This window comes from SAR202 cluster bacterium (assembly GCA_016872285.1).
In the GTDB taxonomy this organism is placed as follows: domain Bacteria; phylum Chloroflexota; class Dehalococcoidia; order Lucifugimonadales.
In genome coordinates this window covers 108887-135664 of the sequence record VGZZ01000002.1, presented here as the reverse complement: position 1 = coordinate 135664, position 26778 = coordinate 108887, and the positions used below count along the sequence as shown (strand labels likewise).

Genomic DNA, 26778 nt, shown 5'->3' with positions numbered 1-26778 from the left:
CCTAACTCTAAAGACGGTTGCTGAGCGAAGGCTGTACTCGCCCATAGTCGAAGCCTGTCCTGAGCCTGGTCGAAGGGAATCTGTTATGACGGCGGCCTGGGTCTCGCATTACCAATGCCTGGTGCCGCCACTAATGTAGGGTCGAGGTCGCCTCGCCCTTTCCCCTCCTAACGCCACCCCAACAAAAAGGCCCTCCGATTTTGGAGGGCCTTTGGTTTTCTATGCCATGAATCTTACAGCGTAAACTGCGCTTCCTGGTGCTTGGGGTCCTTCTTGTAGATCTGCACGCGCTGGTGCTGGGCCTCGCCGATGCAGATGGTGTAGTCGTCGCCGACGTGGATGGAGGACGGACGCCACAGCTTCCACATAGGCTCCAGGTTAACGCGCTCCAGGGCCTTCTTCAGGTCCGGGTTCGCCGCCACCGCCAGCTGCGCCCACCTAGACAGGTTCTGCGCGTCGCCTATGATGGTCGCCAGGTAGGTGCCGTCGGCTTCGAAGATGACCACGCGGTTGTTGCCCCAGTCGGCCACGTAAACATCCCCGTCCTTGTCAATGGCTACGGAGCTGGGGTGGTCAATCTCGCCCTTGCCCTTGCCGGGCGTGCCGTAGGTCATCTGGTACTTGCCGTCGGCGTTGAACTTCTGCACCCGGCTGTTGCCCCAGTCGGCCACGTAGATGTTGCCGGCCTTGTCGGACGCGACGCCCCAGGGCAGATTGAACTCGCCGTTGGCCGAGCCCTGCTTGCCGAACTGGCTCAGGAACCTGCCGTTCTTGTCGTAGCGCTGAACGCGGCTGTTGCGAGAGTCCGTAATCAAGAAATCATCGTTCTTGGTCAGGGCAATGCCGGCGGGCATGTAGAACTCGCCCTTGCCGTTGCCCTTGGCTCCCCACTTGCCGATGAACTTGCCTGCGGTGTCAAAACCCACCACGCGGCTGTGCGCCTGGTCGGTGACCCACAGGTTCTCCTTGGAGTCGGAAGCCAGGTGGCCGGGCCAGAGGAACTGGCCGTCGCCATCGCCGGGCGCGCCTATGTCTATCACCCAGTCCTGGCTGTCTAGCTTAATCTTTGAAATGCGGGCGTTAGGCTGGAACTCGTGGCCCCAGTTCGCGACGTATATATGTCCCTTGGAGTCCCTGGCGAGTCCTGACGGATAAAAGAACGCCGTGGCGGAGCCGCCAATCTTGCCGATGTTGTCTACGTAGGTAAACGCTCGGCCTGCTGCAATGGTCGTAACAGGCATATGGTTCTCCTTATAACTTTTTCTGGTTCATTTTTTGGGTCAACCTGATTATTAACATTTATACGCTTATATGTCAAAGCCCCTTTGTGACGAAAAATACATATAAAAAAGGACAGATGCTGTATCTGTCTGTCCCTTCTCCTCATGCGGCAAGCGGGCTAAAGAGTGAACTGCGCCTCCTGGTGCTTCGGGTCCTTCTGGTACACCTGCACCCGCATGTGCTGGGCCTCGGCGATGAGAATGAGGTAATCCTCGCCGATATGGATATCGGCGGGGCGTCGCAGGCGCCACTCCGGCTCCAGGTTCACCCGCGCCCTGGCCTTCTGAAGGTCCGGGTTCGAGTCCACCATCGCCTGCGCCAACTTGGACAGGTTCATGGCGTCGCCAATAATAGTCGCCAGGTAGTTGGCGTCTTTGTCGAAGATAATTACCCGCTCGTTGCCCCAGTCGCCGATATAAATGTCCCCGTCCTTATCCACCGCCACCGCGCTGGGGTGGTCCACCTCGCCCTTCCCCTTCCCCGGCTGAGCAATGGTGTCCATATACTTGCCCCTGGCGTCGAAGCGCTGCACCCGGCTGTTGCCCCAGTCCGCCACGTAAACATTCCCCTGCTTGTCCAGCGCCACCCCCCAGGGCAGGTTGAGCTGCCCCGGCCCGCTGCCCTGCTCGCCGAACTGGGAAATAAACTTCCCGTCCTTTGTGTATCGCTGCACCCTGTGGTTGCGCGAGTCCACCACCAATAGGTTCTCATCCTGGTCCAGGGCTATGCCTACGGGGAGGTTGAACTGGCCCTTGCCTGGACCATGGCTGCCCCAGTTGCTAATGTTGTCGCCGTTGTTGCGAAAGGAGACGACCCGGCTGTTGGCCTGGTCGGTCACGTAAAGGTTCTCCTTAGAGTCCACCGCCAGACCGCCCGGCCACTGGAACTGGCCCGGCCCCTTCCCCTGCGATCCAATATCCCGTATCCACTCTTGCTTGCCCAGCGTGCACATGGTGATGCGGGCGCAAGGCGTATTTTCATAGCCGTAGTTGAGCACGTACAGCACGTCTTGGCTCCGCGGCCAAGCCCCACGGGGTGCCAGAAGGTGGTCTGCGATACGCCTATTCGCCCCAGGTTGTCCTTGTAGGTGAAGGCCCGGCCCGAGGCTATAGTTGTAATCGGCATTTGAACCTCCTTCGCTTCTTCTCAAATATCGCAGCACAAAGGCGGCGGCCGGGACAATTAGGCGTTGCGAGGGCCTGTCGTTTGGTGGGCCCGGATAGACTCGAACTATCGACCCCGGTCTTATCAGGACCGTGCTCTAACCGCCTGAGCTACGGGCCCCCAAATGCCGATTATACAGGCACGAATGGGAGGTTACAAGGCGCACAGCCCCCTCTTAATTCATGCCCGTTAATCGTTGACTGGCCTATCCTGGACACTTACAATATTAATTGTAAAGTAGACATGTAGACTTTATTCTCCTCAGGAGGACGGACGGGCATGACTTCCGCCACCGAGACCAAGCCCATAGGCATTACGGTCACTGAAAAAGCGGCCAAAGCTCTCAAGCGCATCGCCGTTAAGGAAGGCCACCCCGAAGACAATTTCGCCCTCCGGGTCGGCGTAAAAGGCGGCGGCTGCTCCGGCCTGGTGTATGTCCTCAGCATCGTCAAGAACGAGTCCCAGGAGACCGACCGCGTGGTGGACGACGGCGGCATCCGCATCTTCATCGATAAGAAAAGCTACATCTTCCTCGCCGGCACCGAGCTCGACTTCTCCGACGGCCTTAACGGCAAGGGCTTCGTCTTCGCCAACCCCAACGCCAAGAAGGCCTGCGGCTGCGGCAACTCCTTCGCGGTCTAAAACTGTCATTCTGAGCGAAGCCCGCCCGCCTCTGGCGGGACGCAGTCGAAGAATCTGTTGTGACCATTTCCTCGTCTGTCCTGTCATTGATACGTCCAGCGTCTCTACCTCTCAATAAGTAGCTCCAAGACAATCCTAGCCGTTATGGATACGGTATAGTAAGGGTTAACTCATTCAGTTGTAGAATTTCACTATCGGGGCGTTTTCGTTCCAGGAGGCTAAATGGCTACCATTAGCGCATCCGGCAGCGTCGATAAGGAATACCGGGCGGCCAGGGAAAGCGCCGCTGTCTTCGACTTCTCGTCCTGGGGCCGCATCAAGGCCACTGGGGCCGACACCCTGGACCTCCTCAACCGACTTTCCACCAACAAGACCGTCGGCCTCAAGCCCGGCCAGGGCGCGCCGACCATCCTCACCTCCGACAAGGGCCGTGTCATCGACCTCATCTACGTTTATAACCTTGGCCTCCACATCCTCCTCGTCACCAGCCCCGGCGCCGCCAAGCCCGTCATGGAATGGATCGACAAGTACACCATCATGGACGACTGCGTTCTGGAAGACGTTAGCCAGAAGACCTCGCTGCTCACAGTGGTTGGGCCACGCGCCGCCGAAGTCGTAGACAAGATGACGGCCTTAGACGTAAGTAACCTTCCAGCCTTCGGCTCCGCTAAAGTCTCCATCAGCGGCACGGAAGGCTGGGTGCTGCGGTGGGACCAGGCAGAAATTAAGGGTTATCAGCTAGTTACCCCTTCTGACGCCACTGACGGACTCCGCCAGGCGGCCGTATCTGCCGGCGCGACCCTTGGGAGCGCTCAGTCTTGGGATATGCTTCGAGTCGAAGCCGGGATCCCCGCCTACGACAAGGAACTCGGCGAGCGATTCAATCCCCTGGAAGCCGGTCTCATCGGCGCCATCGACTTCGCCAAGGGCTGCTACGTCGGCCAGGAGGTCATCGCCCGCCTGGACACCTATAAGAAAGTGCAGCGCCGCCTGGTCAGCCTATCCTTTGAAAACGCCGACGACATTAAAGAAGGCGCTCAGCTAATTCACGAAGGCCAGTCGGCAGGCGAAGTAACCTCCGTCGCTAAGCTGCCTGGCAAACACGCAGGCCTAGGTTATGTGCGAGAGGGTCTTATAAGCAGCGGCGCTCGTCTCGCTATTCAGGGTCGCGGCTATGCTGTTATCCTTAGGTCGTCACAGCTCTTCGGCCCCAGCAAGTAGACGATAATTGTCATTCTGAGCGACGTCTGTACTCAGACGCAGTCGGAGCCTGTCCTGAGCCTGGTCGAAGGGAATCTGTTCTGTCTGCGACCCAGCTCTCGCCATCTGCTATCATGGTGCCGTCATTGTGTAGGGGCGAGGTCGCCTCGCCCTTCCTCCCTTATCCCTCCCCCTAAATCGCCAGCCCGCCGTCCACCCCTATCACCTGCCCCGTGATATAAGCCGCCTCGTCGCCGCACAGGAACGCCACAATCCCCGCCACGTCCTCCGGCGTACCCAGCCGGCCCATCGGCACCCGCTCCATAACCTGCCTTTTCAACTCCTCCGGCAGCGTCTCCACCATGCTGGTAACAATGTATCCCGGCGCCAGGGCGTTGCATGTAATATTCCGGCTCGCCACCTCTCGCGCGATGGTCTTGGTCAGGCCGATAAGTCCCGCCTTCGACGCCGCGTAGTTGGCCTGCCCAGGGTTTCCCGACAGCCCCACCACCGACGACATGTTGATAATCCGACCTCGCCGCTGCCGTATCATCTGCGACAGCACTGCCTTGGAGCACAAGTATGCGCTCTTCAGATTGGTGTCGATAACCAAGTCCCACTCCTCTGCGCTCATGCGCATTACCAGCCGGTCCTTGCGAATGCCCGCGTTGTTGACCAGGATGTCCACCCTACCCCACCTCTTAACCACCTCCTGCGCCATCCCCGCCACCTGCGCCTCGTCCGACACGTTGGCCTGCAGCGCCACCGCCTCGCTCCCCATCGCCGCCGCCTCCTCCACCACCTTTTGGGCCTCGGCGGCGCCCGAATTGTAGTTGACGCCTACCTTGACCCCCTCCCTCGCCAACCTAAGGGCTATCGCGCGGCCAATACCCCTGGACGCGCCGGTGACCAGGGCCACGTGTCCGTTAAGGCTCATCGGCCCTAGGTCTCCACGGCCTTCTTCAACTGCTCAAACTCCTTGGCGATGCCGTTGGCCAGGTCCAGGTCCACGCACTTCTTCGCCGTCTCAATAGCCCACGCCACCTCCTGGGCCTTGGACGCTCCATGGCCGACGATGACGTTGCCGTTGACGCCGAAGAGCGGCCCGCTGCTCCTCTTCGACTGGTTGGTAAGGCTCCATATCTCCTGGCCCAGCACCTGCAGCTCCCTATCCGGCATCTTCCCCCTCAGCCGCTTCGCGAAATACCCCGCCAGCACATCGCCCACGCTTTCGGCGAATTTCAGCAGCACGTTGCCGACAAACCCGTCGCACACCACCACGTGGGCCTTGCCGCTGAACAGGTCGTTCCCCTCTACGTTGCCGATGAAGTTCAGATGGCTCTGTTTGAATAGGGGGTACGCCTCCTTGACCTGCTTGTTCCCCTTTCCCTCCTCCGCCCCCACGCTCAGCAGCGCCACCGTTGGATTGTCTACGCCAAAGAACTTTCGAGCGAACACGCACCCCATCATGGCGAAGCTCAGCATCTGCTGAGGCCGGCAGTCTATGTTGCTGCCCAGGTCCAATATGGCCGTGTGCGGGGCCAGGGCGCCCAGGATCGGCCCGCCCACGCACGGCCTCTCCAGCCCGCCCAGCAGCCCCAGCCCTAAAGTAGCGGCAGCCATAGACCCGCCCGTCGACCCCATACTCACCATCGCCTGCGCCTTGCCCATCTTCACCAGCCCTGTCGCCACCGCCACCGACACGTTGGGGTTCCTGCGAAGCGCAATAGCCGGATGCTCCCCCTCTTCGATGCGCCCCTGGGAGGGCACAACCTTATATATCGCGCCGCCGGTGTCAATAGTTCTCAATTGCGTCTCCACCTGCTCCTGATCGCCCACCAGCAGCACCGCCACCCCCAGCTTCTTCGAGGCTTCAATGGCTCCCTTCACCACCTCTTGAGGCGCAAAGTCCCCGCCCATGGCGTCGACTGCGATGGCCACGGGCCGCGGCCCTGCGGTAGGTTGACTGGTCATGTCTTCTCCTCCTCTATTGGAAGCGATACCGACGCCGTTCCTGCGATGATCTCCTCGCCGGTGCCCGAGTTTACCAGCGACACCTCGCACTGCACCAGGCAGCGGCCATCCTTTATCTCATTCTTTACTACCCGACCCAGGGTTTTGAGCGTGTCGCCGGGATACGCCGGCTTCTTGAACCGCACCTTCAGGCTGCCGCTTTGCACCCAGTGGCGTCCATACGCCAAAGCCATCATCTCGGCCACAAAGGCCAGCGTCAACATCCCGTGGGCCACCACCCGGCCAAAGAAGCTGTGGGCCGCGAACTCGGCGTCCAGGTGCACCGGGTTCCGGTCCCCGGACGCGATGGCGTACCTGCGAATCTGCTCGACAGTAATCGTCCGTTCCACCACCGGCAATGACGCCGTGCTCAGATTTGTTGACATAACTAGCTCCTGTCCGGCGCCATCACCGATGTTCGGCCCCGCAGCAACAGTTGTCCATCCTCGCCTTTAATAACAAAGTCCGCCGATATAAACCGCCACTGGTCGCGCTTCGCCGGTCGAGGCCACTTGGCGCTGCCCGTCACCGTCTGCCCCACCCTTATCGGCGACTGGCTGCTTAACTCCTGGGCCGTGTGCACCGCCCCGGGTGGCATCGACATCTTCTCCAGCAACATAGTCAGCACCTGCGCGGCTATCGCCAGTGGCGGCGCGACTTCCTCCTTCATATGTAAAGAAGCCTTGCCGCCCGTCGCCGCCAGATATTCGTTCACGAACTCACGGCTGACGGTCCACCGCCCCAGGTCTAGCTCTTGCGCCGAATCCAGCAGATAAGTCTCCCTTTAGGAAGGTAGAGTGATTATAGGAACGTGCGATTCAGCAAATCAAGGAATTGCTGAGCGTCCCCCTAATCATTTCCAGAAAATAGGAGGTGGAGACCGTCGGGTCTCTTATCTCCCCCCTTGAATGCCTGATGTTAATTGAGGTTAGATACACACAAAAGGATTGACGGCCTCCAAGAAAATTCCTTCTCCCTTGATGTTGAGCTCCTTAACCTATATCCATCCGAAATCCCGATGTTAATCGGGAGGGGAAGGCGCAGGTCGAAGACTCGCCGTGGCGAGATGAGGGTGAAACCCTGTGGACTCGATACTTTACTTTATCACTGCCACTTGCCATCACTGTTCCATCTCTAAAACGCATTGGGACAGCCGGCACCAATTATCTTGAGATGGAAGGACTAAGGATAGGGGGTATCCTCTTCGCCACAATCCGGGCATCAATACTGGCAGTGTTACTCAGCCTTTCCTATTCTCCCCCTCCGCCACACCTCATACGCCCTCACCGCCTCCTCCTGCCCCTCCACCTCAATCGACCCCGGCCTCAGCCGCCGCACACGATTTATCGCCACCTCCGCCTCCAGCCCCGTCGACACCAGCCAGCAGGCCAGCGCCGTCCCCGTCCGGCCCAACCCAAAGGTGCAAGACACCCCCACCGACTTCCCTTCCTTCAGCCTCGCCTCAATAAAGTCCACAATCCGCTCCAACTGCTCCAACGACGGCGGCGTAAAGTCCTGCACCGGCTCGTGCAAATCGTCCAGCCCCAGCGCCTCCGCCTCCCCATGCAGCGACGCCGCCAGCGCCCCCGGCTCCAGCCGCACCAGCGCCTGCACGCCCGCACCCCTAAGCAGCGCCAAATCCCTACCAGACCGAGGCCCCCGACTCCCACCCACCAGCCCCGGCGCAATCCAGCTAAACCCTAAAGGCAGCGCTTCTTTATTTATCATCTGTGTCTTTCCTTTGTGTCATCCTGAGTCCGCCTGAGGCGGACGAAGGATCTAATCGCCGTGACCGCTGCCACGCACCATCTATTATCCTGGTCACACCTCTCGATGTAGGGGCGAGGTCGCCTCGCCCTTCCTTTGTCCCCTATAATGCCACCATCCCCTCCCATTCCCCAAGCCACAGACCCCGACAGGAGGCCCCCATGCCCGCCCTCTACGCCGACCTCATTATCCGCAACGCCGCCATTTACACCATCGACCCCCGCCATCCCAAAGCCCGCTCCCTCGCCATCCGAGACCGCAAGTTCGTCGCCGTCGGCCAGAACCAGGACACCGACGAGCTGGAAGGCCCCAACACCCGCGTCCTCGACCTCCAGGGCAAGACCGTCCTCCCCGGCTTCATCGACGCCCACTGCCACGTCCTCAGCAGCGGCACCCGCCACGTCATGCAGGTGGATACAGACCTCCGTTCCATCGGCGCCATCCAGAAAGACCTGAAAGACCGCGCCCGCAAGACCCCCGCCAGCGAGTGGGTCCTGGGCTTCAAGTTCGATGACACCAAGACCTCCGAAAAGCGCTTCCTCACCCGCCAGGACCTCGACGCCGTCACCACCGGCCATCCCCTCATGGTGGCCCACCAGGCCGGCCACGTCTATTTCTTCAACTCCAAAGGACTGGAAGCCGCCGGCTTTCATAACGAGACCGAGGACCCGCCCGGCGGACGCCTGGGCCGAGACGAGTCGACAGGCCAGCTCAACGGCCAGGTCTATGGCCGCGCCATCGAACGCGTCCTGACCGACGTCCTCCCTGAGCCCGGCGACGATGACCGGCGACGCGGCCTGGACTTAATGATGAAGATGTTCGCCAGCCACGGCATCACCAGCGCCCACGACGCCATGGTCTCTAACGGCGACCTCCGCATCTACCAGGAGGCCAGGGCCAACGAACGCATCCCAATGCGCCTCTACCTCCTCATGTTTCGAGACCACTTCCCCGCCCTGCGAGACGCCGGCATCAAGACCGGCCTCGGCGATACCACCCTCCGCATCGGCGGCATCAAGATGGTTTCCGACGGCGCCATCGCCACCCGCACCGCCTACCTCTCCCAGCCGTATATCGGTTCCTGCTGCAACCATGGCATCCGCAACATGACACCCGAGGAGACTGAAGCGCGCGTCCTGGATATGCACAAAGCTGGCTTCCAGGCCTGCATCCACTCCAATGGCGACGCCGCCATCGATATGGTGCTCACCGCCTACGAGAAGGCCCAGAAAGCCTTCCCCCGCCCCGACCCCCGCCATCGCATCGAGCACTGCAGCGTGGTCAACCCGTCAATCCTCCAGCGAATGAAGGCCGCCGGCGTCACCGCCACCCCCTTCTGCTCCTACGTCTACTACCACGGCGAGAAGATGCCTTTCTATGGCGAGGAGCGGCTCGAGTGGATGTTCGCCCAGCGTTCTTTTATCGACTACGGCGTTAACTCCACCGGCGCGTCCGACTACCCTTGCAGCCCCATGTCACCCCTCATGGGCATTCAGAGCTGCGTCACGCGTCAGGACTCATCAGGCCGCGCCTGGGGCCCCAGCCAGCGCATCACCGTTGACGAAGCCCTGCGCCTTTACACCATTAACGGCGCTTACGCCTCCTTCGAGGAAAAACTCAAAGGCAGCATCCAAATCGGCAAGCTGGGCGACCTGGTGGTCCTCGGCGCCGACCCCGCCCGCGTCGATGCCCACGCCATAAAGGACATCCCCGTCGAGATGACCATCGTCGGCGGCGAGATCGTCTATCGGCGTTAGACTTCGACTAGCTTATAACGCCCAATCAAGCACCGATGTCAGTGAGTAAGGGTTGTCCATGTCATTCTGGTAAGCCTTTAGCCCTGAGCGTAGCCGAATGGGGAAGTCTATACTCGGACGTAGTCGAAGCCTGTCCTGAGCCTGGTCGAAGGGAATCTGCTATGACTGCAGCCGCCCTTGGCCCCCCGCTGACACGCCCCACCTCTGTTCTCCTCTGAATCGCCGCCACACCCCAAAGCTCGCCCCAGCCTATTACGATTTCCACCAGAGCCTTCCGCAATTCGTTTGCTTATACAATTCTAAAAATATTCTCAGTTTGCATTGACTTTTTTGAGCCAAACGCCAGGGTCTCATCCCAATTCACCCCATCCTCGGCCCCAAAATTTGCCTCTAAAGCCCTCCTTTTCCCTTGAATGTTGCCAATTTTCTCGAATTTTCTAAAAAATCCCCTCCAACCTATTGACAAATCGTGCCTGACAGTCTTAAATGCCGAATTAAGGAGAAGGCTCAAGTAAAGAGGTTGGTGTTTTCTGTCAGGCGGACTAGGGGAGCAGGGACGATACCCCTCGGTCTAACCGATGGAAAACATCTAAAAAAGCCTGACCCGGGGACGTCATTAACGGCGGGTAAAATTGCTGACCAGCAGGTTAAAATCTGCAAAATTTTAGTCAGCAAAAATAAGGAGGAAGAGGCCATGAAGGCTTATTGCGTTAAGTGCCGGACTTCTAGGGAGATGCAGAATGCTAGGCAGATCACCATGAAGAACGGCCGCCCGGCCACCCAGGGCATCTGCCCCAACTGCCGGACGAAGATGTTCCGAATTGGCAAAGCCCGCTAAACCCTAATCGCCCGGTGCTCGGGACCTGGCTGCTGCACTCCATTCCTTAGGCGCGGCGTCGCATGAGCCTTAGCCAGGTCTTCAAAGCCTGCTAGCGCCCTTCCGCAGCCTTTCAGGCGTTGGCAAAAATATTGCGGCCTGGACACGACTTACCGGACCGCGATTATAGGTATTCACTCAAGGGAGATCCCCACGGGTCTCCCTTTCCTTTTGTGTTAAAGAATAGTTTGTAAGACAATGTTCGCTATTTCTGAAGACTGAGTCCCGATGAATTGTGGACCGGGGTGTACCCTTCTGGTTCTCCCTCTTCTCCTATTGAGCAAGGAGAAGAGGGAGTTAGACGCCGTCCTGAGCCCGCCTCTGGCGGGCCGAAGGAGGGTGATGAGGTGAGACTTATTTAATCTTCCCCTTCCAGCAGGCGATTCCTGAGTCCCGATGTATCGGGAAAGGGGCCAGGGGATGGTATCCCGACCAAAGACAACGTTAGTTTTGCAAATATAGCAAGGAATTATAGTATCCCGCAGAAGAGAAAGGCTGGCTTTGCAAATACGCCCCTTCCCCTTTACAACCCCAATCCCCTTTGTTATCTTTGCTCCCACTCAAAAACTCCGAGGGTTTCTATGAACTGGGCTGAAACGCTCATCGCCGGCATGAAAAAGTTTGATATATCCTTTATCACCTACGTGCCGGACATCAGCATCTATCAGGTCACCAAGCTGATGGATGAAGACCCCTTCTTCAAAGTCGTGCCCGCCACGCGCGAGGAAGAGTCCATCGGCCTCGCCACCGGCGCCTACGCCGTGGGCCGCCGCTCCGCCATTTTCATGCAATCCAGCGGCCTCGGCAACTGCATCAACGCCATCGGCAGCCTCTCTATCCCCTGCCGCACCCCCATCCCCTTCTTCATCAACGTCCGCGGCGAGCTGGGCGAATTCAACATCAACCAGGTCCCCATGGGCCGCGTCACCCGCCCCATCCTGGACCTCCTGGGCATACCCCACTACACCCTCACCTCCGAAGACCGCCTCGACTCCATCGTCACCGGCGCCCTGGACCTCTGCTACGCCAGCCGCCAGCCCCTGGCCCTTTGCCTCTCACCCTTGCTACATCGAGGTCGCCTTGCATAGATTCGACGCCACCAAAGTAGTCCTCAAAGTCATCGGCAGCAAACCTATCCCCATCGTCGCCAACCTGGGCCCCACTACGGACGAGCTCTGGCACGCCGGAGACCGGCCCCGCAACTTCTACACCTGGGGCTCCATGGGCCTCTGCTCCTCCATGGCCCTGGGCATGGCCCTCTCGACGGAAGAACAGGTCGTCTCATTGGACGGCGACGGTTCACTCCTTATGAACCTGGGCGCCTTCTCCACCATAGCCCGGGAGAAGCCCAAAAACCTCATCGTCATCGTTTGGGACAACGAGGAGTGGGGCCAGACCGGCCACCAGCCCTCCCACACCGCCTTCGGCACCGACCTCGCCAAAGTGGCCGCTGGCTGCGGCATTCCCCACACCGCCACCGTCAGCAGCGAAGAGCAGTTGGAAACAACCTTCCGACAGTCCCTCCGCACGCCGGGGCCGTGGGTCATCGTCGCTAAGATTAAAGAGACCGAGCATCTTCCCTACGCGCCCATCGAGCCGGAAATGGTCCTCCACCGCTTCCGCGCCACCTTCCCCCGCGCCAAGACCAACCCCCTCACCGAGCCCTGGATTCGCCCCAACGACGCCAGGAAGAAAAACAGTGCCAAGGCCAAGTCCAAAAAATAGCTCCTTAGTACTCTCGATTAAATACGCCCCGGCTAAAAACGGGGTGTATTGTTTTGTGCAGGACGGCATTGCATCCCCCTACTCCATGCCATAGAATCCGACTCAAACACCCCGCCGTCCAAGCACACAGGAGCTGCCATGGTGGACAAAAAGCTGGTTATCTCCTCTGACTCCCACATTGTAGAACCTCCCAACCTCTGGACCGACCGCATGGACGCCAAGAAATGGGGAGACCGCATTCCCCACGTCGTCCCCGGCGACCTCTACGACCAATGGCTCGCAGACCACCAAAAGGTGGGCGTCATCGGCACCTTCGGCGCCACCGCCGGCCTCCGCTTTGAAAGACCCCAGGACATAGTCCGCGAAGGCCGCATCGCCGATGTCCGCCCCGGCGGCTACGACCCCAAAGCCCGCGTCAAGGACATCGATATGGACGGCGTCTACGGCGAAGTCATTTATCCTTCCATCGGGCTGGAGCTTTTCAGCATGAGGGACGCCGCCTTCGCCCGCCAGGTCTTCCACGCCTACAACGACTGGGTGGCAGACTTCTGCCGCCAGCTTCCCCACCGCCTCCGCGGCGTCGCCATGCTAATAATCGATGACGATATCGAGGCTGGCATCACCGACCTCCGGCAGGCCGCCGCCCAGCACTTTGCCGGCGCCATGATCAGCGTCTACCCCTCTCCCGAGCACAACTACGCCAGTCCTATGTACGAACCCTTCTGGAACGCCGTAGAGGAAGTAGACCTGCCCCTCAGCCTCCACGTCTCCACCAACCGTCCCGACACCCAGGCCCCCAAGCGCGAGAACCTGGCCGCCCAGTCCGGCGGCAATCGCGTCAACGCCGAGTACTGGCTCCGCCAGTCCCTATGCCACCTCATCTACTCCGGCGTCTTCGAGCGGCATCCGGGCGTCAAGGTGGTCAACGTGGAGCACGACCTGGCCTGGATACCCTTCTTTATCCAACGCATGGACGTCACCTACATCGAGCGTCCCACCCAGACCCCGTACCGATTTAAGAGCGCCGCCCTCCCCAGCGACTTCATGCGCCGCAACGTCTTTCATAGCTTCCAGGAGGACGGATTGGGCGTCCGTGACCGCGGCCTCATCGGCCCCGACAACCTCCTCTGGGGCTCTGACTATCCCCATGCGGAGTCCACCTTCCCCAAGTCGCAGCAGATTTTGGAGAGTATTCTTGAAGGCGTCCCGGAAGAAGATAGGCTCAAAATCATCGGTGGCAACACCAAGCGGCTGTACAAGATCACGTGACCGAGTTGCAGGAGTCACCATGATCAAGCCCCTCATCCTCTCCTCTGACTCCCACATCGTCGAGCCGCCCACTCTCTGGACCGACCGCATGGACAAAAAGCGCTGGGGCGACCGCATCCCCCACACCGTCCGCCAGCACCACCAGTCCCGCGGCCTCACCTACGACCAGTGGTACGTGGACGGCCACGCTGTCGGCACCATCGGCGGCGCCTCCACCGCCGGCATGCGCTTCGCCAACCCCAGCGACATCAAACTTGAGGGCTCCTTCGCCGATGTCCTCCCCGGCGGTTACGACCCCCACGCCCATGTCCAAGACCTTGACGTCGATGGCATCGAGGCCGACGTTATCTACTCCTCCGTGGCCACCAACATGTACGCCGTCTCCGACTCCACCTACCTCCGTGCCGTCTTCTCTGCCTACAACGATTGGCTCACCGACTTCTGTGCCTACTCCCCTAGCCGCCTTAAAGGCATTGCCCACATCCTCACCGACGATAACATGGAAGCCGGCCTCGCCGAGCTCCGACGCGCCGCCAAACTCGGCCTCTGCGGCGCCATGATTCCCATCTACCCGCGGCCCCCAGAGTTTTACGACCAGCCCCTCTACGAGCCCCTGTGGGCCATCGCCCAGGACCTGGACATGCCCCTCAGCCTTCACATCGGCACGCGGCGGCCCGGAAGCCACACCCTCGGCGCCCAGGGCAAAATCATCCAGGGCCCCGCCGACCGCTCCAACACCGACTACTGGGTCCGCATGTCTCTGGGCCACATCATCTTCTCCGGCGTTCTAGAGCGTTACCCTGACCTGCGACTCGTGAACGTGGAGCAAGACCTATCGTGGATTCCCTACTTCATGGACCGCATGGACACCACCTACCGAGACCGGCCCTTCCAGGCCACCTATCGATTCAAAAACGCCATGCTCCCTAGCGATTTTATGCGACGTAACGTTTATCACAGCTTCCAGGAAGATGCCCTGGGTGTCCAGCTCCGCCACATCATCGGCGTCGATAAGCTGGTCTGGGGCTCGGACTACCCCCACACCGAGTCCACCTTCCCCAAGTCCCAGGAGATATTGCAACGAATCCTTAAAGGTGTGCCGGAAGAAGAGAAGGAAATGATCCTTAGCAAGAACACCGCAAAGCTGTATAAGCTTTAGTATTTGAACTAGCAGCCTGCATACCTTAAAATTCTATCAACGCTAAGCCGAATCCGTTTATTGGAGGCCGCTCATGGGTAAAAGGCTCATCGTCTCCTCCGACTCCCACGTCGTCGAACCGCCCACTCTCTGGACCGACCGCATGGACAAGAAGAAGTGGGGCACTCGCATCCCCCGCCTGGAGCGCGGCGACCCCTTCGACAAGTGGTACTGCGACAACATCGGCGTCGGCGTCCTCGGCGGCATCTCCCAGTTCGGCAAGCGCTACTCCCAGCCTGAGTCCATTACCCTGGAAGGCTCCTTCGCCGACGTCCCCCAGGGCGGCTACGTCCCCAAGGCTCACGTCGAAGACCTGGATGTCGACGGCGTCTGGGCCGATGTTCTCTATCCTTCCATCGGCCTCAACGTGTATGCCCTCCCTGACCAGGTCCTCCTCCGCGACGTTAATCGCGCCTACAACGACTGGCTCATCGACTTCTGCAACGCCTACCCCGACCGCCTCAAGGGCATCGCCATGCTCATCCTCGATGAGGACATCGAAGGCGCCATCGGAGAGATGACTCGATGCGCCAGGGCTGGCATGTGCGGTGTCATGATCCCCGTCATGCCCCGCCCCCACGAAGGTTATAACCTCCCCCTCTACGAGCCCTTCTGGGCCGCCGCTCATGATCTTGGCATGCCCATCAGCCTCCACACCGGCACCAACCGCCCCGGCTCCACTACCATGCGCAGCCTGGATGGCAAGATCTCTCAGACCGGCGTGGACCGCTCCAACACCGACTACTGGGCGCGCATGTCCATGGGCCATATCATCTTCTCCGGCGTCCTGGAGCGCTATCCCAACCTCAAAATCGTCAACGTGGAACATGACCTCGCCTGGATTCCCTACTATATGCAGCGCATGGACGTCACCTACATCGAACGCCCGCCCCAGGCGCCCTACCGCTTCAAAAACGGCATGGTGCCCAGCGACTTCATGAAACGCCAGGTCTACCACTCCTTCCAGGACGACGGCCTCGGCGTTCAGATGCGCCAGCTCATCGGCCTCGACAAGCTCGTCTGGGCCAGCGACTATCCCCACGCCGAGTCCACCTTCCCCCGCTCTCAGGCTGTCCTGGACGAAATCCTGGCCGGCGTTCCCGAAAACGAGATAAAAATGATCGTCGCCGACAACTGCATTGATCTCTACGACCTAAAGGTGACTGCGCCCACCTAGACCTACTCTTGTCATTCTGAGCGAAGTCCCGATGTACTCGTCGGGATGTAGCAGAAGAATCTATGCCTACCGCCAGCACTTGCATGGCCCTATCCTGTCTGGTTCTCCCCCTTTTCCTCACGAGGAAAAGGGGGAGTTAGAGGGGGAATTGGTGCATTATTTTTCCTTCCCCTTCCTGAAAGGAGGGGGCCAGGGGAAGGTGGCCCCGCACAGAAAAATGGCCCCGATAATCTAAGACAACAAATCGAGGTAAAACCTCCCATGCCCAAGCTAGACGTCATTTCCTCCGACTCCCACGTGGTCGAGCCTCCCCAACTCTGGACTGAGCGCATGGACGCCAAGAGGTGGGGCCAGCGAATCCCCCGCCTCGTCAAAGGCAACCCCTACGACCGCTGGCTCTGCGACGGCGAGAACGTCGGCACCCTGGGCGGCGCGTCCTCAGCCGGCATGAGGTTTACACGGCCCCAGGACATAACGCTGGAAGGCAACTTCGCCCGCGTTCCCCCCGGCGGCTACGACCCCCGCGCTCACATCAAAGACTTGGAACTGGATGGCGTCTCCGCTGATGTCCTATATTCCTCCGTGTGCGGCAACATGTACGCCGTGGAGGACTCGCGGTTCCTCCGCGCCGTCTTCGACGCCTATAACGAGTGGCTGGCCGGCTTCTGCCGCGGCTACCCGGGTCGGCTCAACGGCGTCGCCCAAATCCTGGTGGACGACGACATGGACGCGGGCATCAAGCAGCTTCAACGCGCCGCCAAACTCGGCCTCAAGGGCGCGATGATTCCAGTCTATCCGCGTCCCGCCGAGACCTACGACCACCCGATGTATGACCCGCTATGGGCCGCCGCTCAGGATCTGAATATGCCTCTAAGTCTCCACGTCGGCACCAAGCGGCCTGGCACCATCCAGATGCGCGGTGCAGATGGCAAAATCATCCAGGGCGCCCCGGAACGGTGCACCTCCGACCACTGGGTGAGGCTGTCTCTCGGAGCGCTGGTTTTCTCGGGCGTCTTCGAGCGCTATCCCAACCTAAAGGTAGTAAATGTCGAGCATGAGCTGTCCTGGTTGCCATACTTCATGATGCGTATGGACTCCACTTATATCGAACGTCCTACTCAAGCCACGTATCGATATAAAGGGGACATGCTGCCTCGAGACTTCATGCACCGCAACGTTTTCCACGGCTTCCAGGAAGACGCCGTCGGCATCCAGCTGCGCGAGATCATCGGCGTATCGCAAATCATGTGGGGCAACGATTATCCCCACGCCGAGTCCACCTTCCCCAAGTCGCGTGAGATTTTGGACCGAGTCCTCGCTGGAGTACCGGAGAATGAGAAGACCTTGATTGCCAGCGGTAACTGCCGTAGGCTTTATGGACTGAAATAAAGCTAAATCTGGTTTAAAAAGGGAACTGCAAATGATTGAAGCCCCCGTCATCTCCTCCGACTCCCATGTCGTCGAGCCGCCCAACCTCTGGACGGAACGTATGGACAAAAAGACCTGGGGCGACCGTATCCCACACCTACAAATAGGCGACAAGGTTGACCGCTGGATGGTCAACGGTCAGGGCCTCGGCGCCATCGGCACCACCTCCTCCGCCGGCAAACGCTATACCCAGCCCCAGACCATCACCCTGGAAGGCAAGTTTGCCCGCGACACCGTCCCCGGCGGCTACGACCCCCACGCCCATATGAAAGATATCCAGTCCGACGGCGTCTCCGGCGACTTCCTTTACGCCTCCACCACCGCCGGCTTCTACGGCCTCGATGACTCCACCTTCGTCCGCGCCGCCTTCAAGGCCTACAACCACTGGCTGGCCGACTTCTGCAAGCCCTTTCCCGGCGGGCTTAACGGCATCGGCATCGTGCTTCTGGATATGGAGGACATCCCCGCCAGCATCGCCGACCTTCAGTACGTGGCCAACCTTGGCCTTAAGGGCGCCATGATCCCCACCGGCCCCAAGCCCGGCCAGGACTACGGCAAGCCTGACTACGAGCCTTTCTGGGCCGCCGCCCAGGACATCGGCCTGCCCCTGAGCCTCCACCTCGGCACCGTCCGACCCGGCAACGCCAAGCTCATCGTCAACGGCAAAGTCGTCCAGACCGCCGTCGACCGCTGCAACAACGACTTTCCCGTCCGCTTCTCCCTCGGCCACCTTATCATCTCCGGCGTCTTCGAGCGATTCCCTAAACTTCGAGTCGCCAACGTCGAGCACGAGCTGTCCTGGCTGCCCTTCTTCATGCACCGTATGGACGTGACCTACATCGAGCGTCCTACCCAGGCTACCTATCGATACAAAGAAAGCATGACCCCCAGCGACTACATGCGACGCAACGTCTGGCACAGCTTCCAGGAGGACGGCCCGGGCATTCGCCTTCGCGATGTCATCGGCGTAACCCAGATCATGTGGGGCAACGACTACCCCCACGCCGAGTCCACCTTCCCCCGCTCCCGCGAAGTCCTCTCTGAAATCCTCGCCGGCGTCCCCGAGGACGAGCAAGCCCTAATAGTCAGCGGCAACGTCCGCCGCCTCTACAGCAAGTAGTTCCTCGTCCATGGGGGACATTGCCCTGCGTTAGACGCGCTATTCTCTCTTTCTAGCGCGTCACTGAGACTCCGCTTGGAACGTGTCCCGTCTGGTTATCCTTCTTCTCCTATTACGATGAGTCTGCGCCAAGTACCTCCCGAGGGAAGAAAGGCGGGCTAGAGGGGGGATTGGTGCAATTTTTATCTTCTCCTCCCAACTGACGCGAGATGCGTGTTCACTTAGCTTATAAAAACCACGTACTTTTTTGTCGGATGGGGTTGGGTATCCCATTTGGTTCTCCCTCTTCTCCTATTGCAAAGGAGAAGAGGGAGTTAGAGGGTGATGAGGTGATCCTTATTTCTCTTCCCCTTCCTGAAAGGAAGGGGCCAGGGGATGGTGGCCCCGCTTAAGAACAAAGCTCGTTTTTCACGCAGACCAACCGCCCCTAATCATCCCCGTTATGGATTTGCGCCTCGACAGGTGTATAATCGCTCGGAATTTTTGAGCGTCCCCTATCAATCAATACACACCTAATGACCACCCACAACACCTCACATTTAATCCACGCCCTGGCGGCTAAAGCCTAGCCCCATGGCAAAATCACCGACAGCGGCCGGGGTCCCGCCAGGCCCAGGGGACCGGAAGAAGGGCGCGTTCAAAGAGAACCGCTACTTTGTCCTCAGCAACCTCTCCATAGGCCACGGCATCACCCACTGGTACTCCGAAAGCTTCCTGGTCATGATCCCGACCATCAAGGAAGACCTGGGCCTCACCGATCTCCAAATAGGTGCCATGACCTTTGTGCGCAACCTCGCCAGCGGCCTCGTCAGCATCCCCGCGGGCTTCGCCATCGACATGGTGCAGCGCAAATGGGGCATGATCCTGGTCATGACCATGCTCTGGACCTGTGTAGCCTACGTCCTCATGGGCCTCGCCCCCAACTACTGGGTGCTGCTCCTCGCCATGCTCATGATCGCACTGCCCGGCACCATCTGGCACCTCCCCGGCATCGCCGCCCTCTCCCAGCGCTTCCCGGACAAACGCGGCTTCGCTTTATCAATACACGGCGTCGGCGGCAACGTGGGCAATGCCATCGGCCCCATCGTAGCCAGCGCCCTGCTGGGCATCTTTTTCTGGCGGGAAATCTTCCTCGTTTACGCCATCCCCGCAGTGATCATCGCCGGAGTTATCTGGTGGTCCCTGCAAAACGTCGGCGGCAGGTCGGACAAGAAGGGCCCGGACCTGCGGACCCGCCTCCAGGGCGCGCGGCAGATGATGCGAAACCCCATTATCTGGGGCCTCCTCACCTCCAGCCTCCTGCGAGGCATGGGCGGCAGCGCCATCACCACCTTCGTGCCGATATACCTCGTCGAAGAGCGCGGCTTCAATGACGAGGGCATCAAGCTGGGCCTCTACTTCGCCATGCTCACCGGCCTGGGCACCTTCGCCTCTCCCATCCTCGGCACCATCTCCGACAACGTAGGCCGTAAAGGCGTGCTGGTCTTCGGCACCCTTATGGTAGGCGTCCTCTCCATCGTCTTCGTTCAAATGACCAACGATTGGGCCGTCCTGGCGATAATGGCCGGCATCGGCCTCTTCACCTTCTCCCTCGGCCAGATCATGCAGGCCGCCATCATCGACATCGTCGGCGTCGGCACCGAGGCTACCGCCATCGGCGTCGTCCAGGGCGCCCAGGGCGTCCTCGCCGCCTCCTCCCCCCTCATCGCCGGCGGCATCTCCGACGCCTTTGGTGTCACCTACGTCTTTTACTACGCCGGCGGCATCACCCTCCTCTCCACCATGCTCCTCTTCTCCCTCCCCTTGCGCAAAGTCGGCGCCAGACAGGCTTAATGATAATTCTCTTCGCTTTATCGGCCTCTTCTGGTCCTCTTCCTATGCGAATACCTTCCTCACTAGTTGAGGATTGAGGCTAATGAAAAGGAAACATATTGTCATTCCGAGCGTAGTCGAGGAATCTGTTATGACGGTAACTTCGTTAGTCATTTTACTGCCGCGTCCTGCGTCTTTTCTCGCTGGCAAGTAGCTCCAACGCTCAAAATTAGCGACAACCATCCTGAGCGAGAAGGATTGCGGAGCAAGGTCGGGGTTAATATCAAGAGCAGACTAACAGTAAGTACCTTCGTTGACCTTTAAGACTCTCCAGCCTCGCTAATTCAATGGTCAAGCTCCCCTATCTAACACGCTGGAAGCCCCTTGAGGTCTTCAAAGACCGCAGCTTCCGCGGTCTCTGGGGCTCCGATTCCCTCATCGCCCTGGCCGAGCAGATCGAGTTCGTTGCCCTGGCCTGGTTTGTGCTGGTCGAGACCGACTCGCCCTTCCTCCTGGGCCTCTTCGGCGCCCTGCGATGGTTCGGCACCTTGCTGTCGCCCTTCTACGGCGCGGTGGTGGACCGCCTGGACCGACAGCGCCTCCTGCTCCTTCTCCGGCTCTTTTTGATTGGCCTCTCTATCTGCGTTCTCACCCTGGCTGTTTCTGATAGCCTGGAAGTGTGGCATGTTTTCATTGTTATCACCCTAAGTGGGCTTGGGAAGTCCTTTAATTCGGTGACTCGCGACGCCGTTATGGCAGATATCGTGTCCGGTGACCGCCTTCTGAACGCCGTAGCCGTCAACGGCATTGGGCATAGCGCGGCTTCCATGGCGGGCCCTCTCATCGGCGGCGTGCTGGTGGAGCAGACCAGCCTTTCCTGGGTCTACGCCACCCTTCTCGTTATTTTTATCCTCGCCGCCGTCTTCACCCTGCCGGTGCGCGTGCCGGTTATCGCGGCCTCCAGGCAGCCCCTGTCGGTCTTGAAAAACGTAGCCGAGGCCGCCGCTTATGTTCGCCGTGACGAGCTGCTCCTGGCGATAATGCTTCTGGCCTTTCTGGTCAACTTCGCCGCCTTCCCCCTCACCTACGGCCTGCTCCCGGTCTTTGCCAAAGACGTCCTGGACACCGACGCCTTTGGCCTGGCTGTCCTCCTCTGGGTCTCCTCCACCGGCGCCTTCCTGGGGTCGATAACTGTGGCCTCCCTCAGCGGCTTGCAGAGGCCTGGGCGGTTTACCTTAATAGGCATGTTCGGCTGGTACGCCCTCACAGTCTTGTTTTCCGCGTCCTCCTGGTTCAGCATCTCGCTGGCGCTCCTTTTCCTCGCCGGCCTCTTCCAGTCCTTCTCCCAGGTCACCAGCCACATGCTCCTGCTCAAAGTGACCCCTGGCTCCCTTCGAGGCCGCGTCATGGGGATGCGCTCCATGGCTATTTACGGCCTTCCCCTGGGCCTCCTCATGACCGGCGCCATCGCCGACCTCTGGTCCGCCCCCATCGCCCTCGCCATCGACGCCTCCATAGGCCTTGTTTTAAGCCTCCTCATCATCCTCAAACTCCGCTCCCTCTGGCGCTACCGCACCGCCGCGACTGGGTAACGGCCCTTACCAGCGCTCTTTTTTGATCCTCTCCTCTCCTTGAATGTTTCGTGATAATTGAGCTTCGAGGTACAAAAAAGGAATGCCTAGCACAGAGCAAATTCCTTCTCCCCTTGTGGGAGAAGGCGCAGGATGAGGGGTGAAACCCTGGCACTACAAAACACATATTAGAGCCACTTGCCCCTGTTCTCCCTCTGAGGCTGTCTTACCAGCGAAAACTATCTTGAGGGGGAGAGCTAGAGAGGTGGGTCGGAGCGGGACTGGGGGAAACTTCTCCCCTTCTCCCCTATCCTATCCTTATCGCCTCCTCCTCCCCTTTCGGCTCCGGCGCCACCTGCTGCCGGTGCGTCAGCGCCAGCACCGCCGTCAGCGGCCCCAGCCTCCCCAGGAACATGGCGAAAATAATGACCACCTTCCCCGTATCACTGAGATTCGGCGTCAGCCCCATGGAAAACCCCGTGGTCGTCAGCGCTGAAATAGCTTCAAACAACAGCCGAATAAATTCCGCCTCCTCAGTTATTGTGAGAATAAGCATGAAGACAAAGACGCTGCACACCGCCAGGAACACCACCGTTATCGCCTTGTGGACCTGCGTCTCCGGGATAACCCTGCCGAAGGCGTGCACCTGTCGATAGCCCCTCTGGTACGACACCGCCGTCAGCACCACCGTCGCGAAGGTGTTGACCTTTATGCCTCCAGCCGTCGATCCTGACACGCCTCCTATAAACATCAGCGCCATGATGAAAAGGATGGGCTGCAACGCCATCGCGCCCATGTCCAACGTGCTGAACCCCGCCGTCCTCGCCGACGACGAGATAAAGAACGCGTTCATCGCTCTATCCGGCGCCGCCGATATCGTTGTGCTGGCGCTGGTGGCCAGGTCCACCAAAAAGAGCGCCCCCGTCCCCGCTACCAGCAGCAACGCCACCGTCGTCAGCGATATCCTGGTGTCCAGGTTCCACCCCACCCACGGCATCCTCGATATTATATTCAGCAGCAGCGGCACACCCAGCCCGCCGAGGACAAACATCAAGGACAGCGCGCCCAGAAAGCTTAGGTTGTGCTGAAAGACCGTCAGCCCTGCAAACTCGCCCTGCAAGTCAAAACCGGCATTGTTAAAAGCGGATACGCCGTAAAAAATCGAGTGCCACACCCCGTTAATTCCCAGCCCGTCCGGCAGCGTGAGGTATAGGAGTACAATCCCCGCCGCTTCGATAATCAGCGTCCCGATTATCACCAGCACCACAAACTCGGTGAAATGCCGCTTGTCCGTGGCCCCAACGTTGTCCACCAGCAGGTTGTCCCCCGTGTTCACCCGATGGCGCAGCATCAGCAGTAGGAAAGCGCTGATAGCCATGAATCCGATACCTCCCACCTGCACCAGCGCGACGATGATAAGCTCGCCCCACGCGTTCCAGTGGTCGGCGGTGTCCACCACCGCCAGCCCCGTGGCGCTAATGGCCGACACCGCGGTGAAAAACGAGTCCACCGGCGACGTAAAGTCGCCGTCGGCGCTCACAAACGGCATCGCCAGCAGCACGCCGCCGATGACCGTCAAATACACGAAACCTGAAAGAATAATCCGAAAGAACGGTACGTAATGCGGCGCGATTATCTGTGGGGCCGTAATCTTGGCCGGCCTTTTAACGGCCTTATGCTTCTTATGATGCGTCGAAGTATCGTGCGCCAATTACTTCTTAACTACACTCGAGGTAAGAAAGTGTCGGTATTCTAACAAAGGCTGGCTTTAACCCGCCCTAAATTTTACGACATCTTTTACATAATCACACCCAGCCCCTATAACTTTGCGGGGCATACTAAATGTGGGGCGCTATGTCATTTCGAGTGGAGTTGAGCACCTTAACATAGCCATATCAATGCGAAATCCCGATGCTAATCGGGGTCGAGAAACCTCAACCTGCCGTCCGCTGTCATCACACCTCATCTTCATCTCTAAGCCATCCGCCTATTATGTAGGGGCGAGGTGGCCTCGCCCACTCTCCCCTCCCTCCCCCCTACCTCACTCTCTCCCTCACAAACCCCTCCACCGCCCTCGCCAGCCCCTCCGGGTTCTCCACCTCCAGCCCGTAGTCCCCCTCCACCTCTATCACCGCCGCATCGCCCCAGCACTTCGCCACCCGCTGCGCCTCCTCCTTCGACAGGTGGCTGCTCTTAGTCCCCCGAAATATCGCCACCGGGCACTTCACCTTCTCGGCGTGCTTCCGCAAGTTGTCCGACATGTGCGCCAGCCCCTGCGCCACTCGCACCCTGTCGTACTTGAACGCCAGCCCATGCCCTCCCACCGGCAGCATGTTGTGTTCGATTCGATGGTCCAGCGCCTCCTTGCTATCGCCGGGGCGGTTCGCCTTTATATACGCCATCGCCGCCTCCCGCGACGGGAACTCCGTCGGCGATGTCAGCGTCCGATTCGACCCCTCCAGCACCTGCGCCACCCTATGCCGCTCCGGGAAAAAGTTGCTGTAATGCGGCCCGCCCACCAGTATCAGCGCCTGCGCCTCCGACGGGTATATAGCCGCGAAAGCCTGCCCCACCCGGCTCCCCAGCGAGTGCCCCGCGATAACCGCCTTCTCCAACCCCAGCTTTTGCATAAACAGATGCAAGTCCTCGGCATACTCCTCCGCCGAATAGTCCCCATCGGGCCGGCTGCTGTCGCCGTGACCTCGCTGGTCCAAAGCATAGATATGAAACCTCGACCCCAAATACCCCGCCGTCCACTCCCACATCCGCCCGTACCCCGTCGATGGGTGCAGCAAAATCAGGTTCGGCTTAGAACCCGGCCACTCGTAATACCGCATCCTCATCCCGTTGGATAAATTCACGTCCTTCATCAAAAACTCGCGATGTGGATGCGGCATCTCTACCTCTCATAAGTGGTCTGGGCCGTAAGTTAGTATCCCCGGCCTCGCAAGTCAACCAATCTCCCTTGACCATCCCCTTACTTTGCGGCACACTTGGCGGCGACTAGGGCCTATCCTATGACTAAACAGCAGCAAATTTTCGACGCCCTCCGCAGAGACCGCATGGTTGGCCTTTGCCAAGACCTCATGCGCATCCCCAGCTTCAAAGGCAACGAGACCCCCGCCGCCAAATTCCTCGCCGACTGGCTCGGCCATCGAGGCTACCACGTCCAGCTTCAAGAAGTGGAGCCTGGCCGATTTCAGACCATCGCTACCCTCAAAGGCAAAGGCGGCGGCAAGTCGATAATGTTCAACGGCCACATCGACGTCAACCCCCTGGCCCACGGCTGGCGCCGCGACCCCTGGTCCCCCACCGTCGAGGGCGACCGACTCTACGGCGCCGGCAGCCGCAACATGAAAGGCGGTGTCGCCGCCATGATCGAGGCCGCTGAGGCCCTCCGCACCTCCGGCGCCTCCCTCAAAGGCGACGTTGTCCTCGCCTGCGTCGCCGGCGAGCTTCAGGGCGGCGTCGGCACCAAATATCTCTGCGAAAACGGCCCCCTCACCGACATGGCCGTAGTGCCCGAGCCCTTCGGTGCCGATAACATCCTCACCGTCCACGCCGGCTCCGCCGAGATGGCTATTCACACTCTGGGCCGCGCCCGCCACATGAACAACGTCGAGCAGGCCATCGACGCCATCGAAAAGATGATAAAGGCTATCCAGGCCATCAAAGCCGTCAAGTTCCGCGTGAAGCCACGGCCCGACCTGCCCGCCCTCCCTCGCGTCAACGTCGGCAACATCATCGGCGGCGTGGGCCGCGACTACAACCGCACCGAGGCCACCTACATCGCCGACTTCTGCACCATCGTCATCGACGTCCGTTACCCGCCCGGCGCCACCGCCGACCAGATAAAAGCCGACGTCGTAGAAGCCCTGGACGCCATCAAGAGGTCGGACTCCGACTTCCGCTACGAAATAGAGATGCCGCCGCCCGCCAAGTACCAGTGCTTCTCCCTCATCGTCGAGCCTTTCGACCTGCCCAAGGACGCCTACATCCTCGACAGCGTCCTCCGCCACTACCGCGCCGTCCACGGCTCCGACCCCCAAAAAGTCGGCACGGTAGTCCCCTGGTCCTATAGCTGCGACGACACCTCCAAATTGCTGAAGGCCGGCGTTCAGTGCCTCCTATACGGCCCCGCCGGCGGCATCGAGTCCTCCACCTCCCCGGACGAGTACACCACCATCAGCCACATGGAGCGCGTCGCCAAAGTCCTCGCCCTCACCGCCCTGGACGTCTGCAGCCTGGACGCCAAAACCCCCGTCCCACCCTCCGGCCTGCGTATAAAAAAATGACCCACCTATCTTTATCTCTAAGGTCGTTTCTAGTCGTGACATATAATGGCGCGTTCCATTTTGTTCCGCTCACCCTGAGCTTGTCGAAGGGCGAGGGTACGTTTAGCACCAGCTCCCTCCCTTCCCCGAGTCGTGCTGGGGCAAAGGGCTATACGTCATCTCGACCGAAGCCTATTCTGAGCCTGTCGAATTGGTGGAGAAACCTCAACCTGCCGTCCGCCAGCATCACGCCCCCTCCATTATCGACACGCTATATTTGTCATCCTGAGCGAAGCGTGCACTCAGGCGTAGTCGAAGGATCTATGCCCAAAGCCAGCCTGCCGGTTAACTCCTCGCTGGCTTTCTCCACTTCCTGTGGTAGGTTTGAGTTGGGTGATACGTCATTTCGAGTCCGCCGTGGCGGAAGAAACCTCAACAACACGCACGCTACCATCACGCCCCATCTCTACTACCCACGCCTCCCAGCCCCTTTTTGTCATTCT

The 26778-nt window shown here is 59.8% G+C and carries 22 protein-coding genes and 1 tRNA gene; 13 read left to right on the top strand and 10 right to left on the bottom strand.

Features of this window, described 5'->3' with window-relative positions; all coding sequences use genetic code 11:
• Positions 1 to 233: 233 nt before the first annotated feature.
• The 3 genes from FJ320_01485 to FJ320_01475 form a co-directional block, all read right to left on the bottom strand.
• A complete protein-coding gene (locus tag FJ320_01485) occupies positions 234 to 1241 on the bottom strand; it encodes a 6-bladed beta-propeller (protein MBM3924652.1) in 1008 nt (335 codons plus the stop codon).
• Positions 1242 to 1399: 158 nt separating this feature from the next.
• Complete coding sequence (locus FJ320_01480; protein ID MBM3924651.1) at positions 1400 to 2287, bottom strand: 6-bladed beta-propeller; 888 nt, start codon at positions 2285 to 2287, stop codon at positions 1400 to 1402.
• A gap of 201 nt (positions 2288 to 2488) precedes the next feature.
• A tRNA-Ile gene (locus tag FJ320_01475) sits at positions 2489 to 2565 on the bottom strand.
• 159 nt (positions 2566 to 2724) lie between these two features.
• On the opposite strand from FJ320_01475, the gene FJ320_01470 reads away from it, so the two are divergent.
• On the top strand, positions 2725 to 3087 hold the full coding sequence (locus FJ320_01470) for an iron-sulfur cluster assembly accessory protein (protein MBM3924650.1): 363 nt from the start codon (positions 2725 to 2727) through the stop codon (positions 3085 to 3087).
• 222 nt (positions 3088 to 3309) lie between these two features.
• The gene (locus tag FJ320_01465; protein ID MBM3924649.1) at positions 3310 to 4308 is read left to right on the top strand and encodes an aminomethyl transferase family protein; all 999 of its coding nucleotides are present in this window, start codon (positions 3310 to 3312) and stop codon (positions 4306 to 4308) included.
• Positions 4309 to 4480: 172 nt separating this feature from the next.
• Here FJ320_01465 and fabG read toward each other — a convergent pair whose 3' ends face one another.
• The 5 genes from fabG to FJ320_01440 all read right to left on the bottom strand — a co-directional run bounded on the left by fabG (position 4481) and on the right by FJ320_01440 (position 8028).
• The gene (gene fabG, locus FJ320_01460) at positions 4481 to 5224 is read right to left on the bottom strand and encodes a 3-oxoacyl-[acyl-carrier-protein] reductase (GenBank protein MBM3924648.1); all 744 of its coding nucleotides are present in this window, start codon (positions 5222 to 5224) and stop codon (positions 4481 to 4483) included.
• Between the two features lie 5 nt (positions 5225 to 5229).
• Positions 5230 to 6261 carry a phosphate acyltransferase PlsX gene (plsX, locus tag FJ320_01455; GenBank protein MBM3924647.1) on the bottom strand — a complete coding sequence of 344 codons (1032 nt, stop codon included), beginning with the start codon at positions 6259 to 6261 and terminating at the stop codon, positions 5230 to 5232.
• The gene (locus FJ320_01450) at positions 6258 to 6686 is read right to left on the bottom strand and encodes a hypothetical protein (protein MBM3924646.1); all 429 of its coding nucleotides are present in this window, start codon (positions 6684 to 6686) and stop codon (positions 6258 to 6260) included. The genes plsX and FJ320_01450 overlap by 4 nt, the downstream gene beginning before the upstream one ends.
• A gap of 2 nt (positions 6687 to 6688) precedes the next feature.
• The gene (locus tag FJ320_01445) at positions 6689 to 7015 is read right to left on the bottom strand and encodes a hypothetical protein (protein MBM3924645.1); all 327 of its coding nucleotides are present in this window, start codon (positions 7013 to 7015) and stop codon (positions 6689 to 6691) included.
• Positions 7016 to 7536: 521 nt separating this feature from the next.
• The gene (locus FJ320_01440) at positions 7537 to 8028 is read right to left on the bottom strand and encodes a protein phosphatase (GenBank protein ID MBM3924644.1); all 492 of its coding nucleotides are present in this window, start codon (positions 8026 to 8028) and stop codon (positions 7537 to 7539) included.
• Positions 8029 to 8228: 200 nt separating this feature from the next.
• Between FJ320_01440 and FJ320_01435 the strand changes: the two genes are divergently transcribed.
• The 10 genes from FJ320_01435 (at position 8229) to FJ320_01390 (ending at position 22022) form a co-directional block, all read left to right on the top strand.
• Positions 8229 to 9824, top strand: a complete 1596-nt coding sequence (locus tag FJ320_01435; protein MBM3924643.1) for an amidohydrolase — start codon at positions 8229 to 8231, stop codon at positions 9822 to 9824.
• A 1458-nt stretch (positions 9825 to 11282) separates the two neighbouring features.
• Entirely contained in the window at positions 11283 to 11789 is a 507-nt protein-coding gene (locus FJ320_01430; protein ID MBM3924642.1) for a hypothetical protein, read from the top strand.
• A complete protein-coding gene (locus FJ320_01425) occupies positions 11782 to 12426 on the top strand; it encodes a sulfopyruvate decarboxylase subunit beta (GenBank protein MBM3924641.1) in 645 nt (214 codons plus the stop codon). Before FJ320_01430 ends, FJ320_01425 begins: the two co-directional genes overlap by 8 nt.
• A 138-nt stretch (positions 12427 to 12564) precedes the next feature.
• Complete coding sequence (locus FJ320_01420) at positions 12565 to 13695, top strand: amidohydrolase (protein MBM3924640.1); 1131 nt, start codon at positions 12565 to 12567, stop codon at positions 13693 to 13695.
• Positions 13574 to 14854: an amidohydrolase gene (locus tag FJ320_01415; GenBank protein ID MBM3924639.1), complete on the top strand. Its 1281-nt coding sequence runs from the start codon at positions 13574 to 13576 to the stop codon at positions 14852 to 14854. The genes FJ320_01420 and FJ320_01415 overlap by 122 nt, the downstream gene beginning before the upstream one ends.
• A 73-nt stretch (positions 14855 to 14927) precedes the next feature.
• Positions 14928 to 16070, top strand: a complete 1143-nt coding sequence (locus tag FJ320_01410; protein MBM3924638.1) for a hypothetical protein — start codon at positions 14928 to 14930, stop codon at positions 16068 to 16070.
• 261 nt (positions 16071 to 16331) lie between these two features.
• Positions 16332 to 17459, top strand: coding sequence for an amidohydrolase (locus FJ320_01405; protein ID MBM3924637.1), 1128 nt, complete (start codon positions 16332 to 16334; stop codon positions 17457 to 17459).
• Between the two features lie 31 nt (positions 17460 to 17490).
• Entirely contained in the window at positions 17491 to 18618 is a 1128-nt protein-coding gene (locus FJ320_01400) for an amidohydrolase (GenBank protein MBM3924636.1), read from the top strand.
• A 573-nt stretch (positions 18619 to 19191) separates the two neighbouring features.
• Positions 19192 to 20451, top strand: a complete 1260-nt coding sequence (locus tag FJ320_01395) for an MFS transporter (GenBank protein MBM3924635.1) — start codon at positions 19192 to 19194, stop codon at positions 20449 to 20451.
• Between the two features lie 326 nt (positions 20452 to 20777).
• The gene (locus FJ320_01390) at positions 20778 to 22022 is read left to right on the top strand and encodes an MFS transporter (protein ID MBM3924634.1); all 1245 of its coding nucleotides are present in this window, start codon (positions 20778 to 20780) and stop codon (positions 22020 to 22022) included.
• Between the two features lie 286 nt (positions 22023 to 22308).
• On the opposite strand, the gene FJ320_01385 is transcribed toward FJ320_01390, so the two are convergent.
• Both FJ320_01385 and FJ320_01380 read right to left on the bottom strand, forming a co-directional pair.
• Positions 22309 to 23712, bottom strand: coding sequence for a hypothetical protein (locus tag FJ320_01385; protein ID MBM3924633.1), 1404 nt, complete (start codon positions 23710 to 23712; stop codon positions 22309 to 22311).
• A 325-nt stretch (positions 23713 to 24037) separates the two neighbouring features.
• Positions 24038 to 24898: an alpha/beta hydrolase gene (locus tag FJ320_01380; GenBank protein MBM3924632.1), complete on the bottom strand. Its 861-nt coding sequence runs from the start codon at positions 24896 to 24898 to the stop codon at positions 24038 to 24040.
• 120 nt (positions 24899 to 25018) lie between these two features.
• Here FJ320_01380 and FJ320_01375 point away from each other — a divergent pair, with 120 nt between their 5' ends.
• Positions 25019 to 26296, top strand: coding sequence for a M20 family metallopeptidase (locus FJ320_01375; GenBank protein MBM3924631.1), 1278 nt, complete (start codon positions 25019 to 25021; stop codon positions 26294 to 26296).
• Positions 26297 to 26778 lie beyond the last annotated feature (482 nt).

Coding starts and splice junctions, on each gene's coding strand:
- FJ320_01485 (MBM3924652.1), bottom strand. CDS start 1,241: ATGCCTGTTACGACCATTGCAGCAGGCCGAGCGTTTACCTACGTAGAC.
- FJ320_01470 (MBM3924650.1), top strand. CDS start 2,725: ATGACTTCCGCCACCGAGACCAAGCCCATAGGCATTACGGTCACTGAA.
- FJ320_01465 (MBM3924649.1), top strand. CDS start 3,310: ATGGCTACCATTAGCGCATCCGGCAGCGTCGATAAGGAATACCGGGCG.
- fabG (MBM3924648.1), bottom strand. CDS start 5,224: ATGAGCCTTAACGGACACGTGGCCCTGGTCACCGGCGCGTCCAGGGGT.
- plsX (MBM3924647.1), bottom strand. CDS start 6,261: ATGACCAGTCAACCTACCGCAGGGCCGCGGCCCGTGGCCATCGCAGTC.
- FJ320_01450 (MBM3924646.1), bottom strand. CDS start 6,686: ATGTCAACAAATCTGAGCACGGCGTCATTGCCGGTGGTGGAACGGACG.
- FJ320_01440 (MBM3924644.1), bottom strand. CDS start 8,028: ATGATAAATAAAGAAGCGCTGCCTTTAGGGTTTAGCTGGATTGCGCCG.
- FJ320_01435 (MBM3924643.1), top strand. CDS start 8,229: ATGCCCGCCCTCTACGCCGACCTCATTATCCGCAACGCCGCCATTTAC.
- FJ320_01430 (MBM3924642.1), top strand. CDS start 11,283: ATGAACTGGGCTGAAACGCTCATCGCCGGCATGAAAAAGTTTGATATA.
- FJ320_01420 (MBM3924640.1), top strand. CDS start 12,565: ATGGTGGACAAAAAGCTGGTTATCTCCTCTGACTCCCACATTGTAGAA.
- FJ320_01415 (MBM3924639.1), top strand. CDS start 13,574: ATGCGGAGTCCACCTTCCCCAAGTCGCAGCAGATTTTGGAGAGTATTC.
- FJ320_01410 (MBM3924638.1), top strand. CDS start 14,928: ATGGGTAAAAGGCTCATCGTCTCCTCCGACTCCCACGTCGTCGAACCG.
- FJ320_01405 (MBM3924637.1), top strand. CDS start 16,332: ATGCCCAAGCTAGACGTCATTTCCTCCGACTCCCACGTGGTCGAGCCT.
- FJ320_01400 (MBM3924636.1), top strand. CDS start 17,491: ATGATTGAAGCCCCCGTCATCTCCTCCGACTCCCATGTCGTCGAGCCG.
- FJ320_01395 (MBM3924635.1), top strand. CDS start 19,192: ATGGCAAAATCACCGACAGCGGCCGGGGTCCCGCCAGGCCCAGGGGAC.
- FJ320_01390 (MBM3924634.1), top strand. CDS start 20,778: ATGGTCAAGCTCCCCTATCTAACACGCTGGAAGCCCCTTGAGGTCTTC.
- FJ320_01380 (MBM3924632.1), bottom strand. CDS start 24,898: ATGCCGCATCCACATCGCGAGTTTTTGATGAAGGACGTGAATTTATCC.
- FJ320_01375 (MBM3924631.1), top strand. CDS start 25,019: ATGACTAAACAGCAGCAAATTTTCGACGCCCTCCGCAGAGACCGCATG.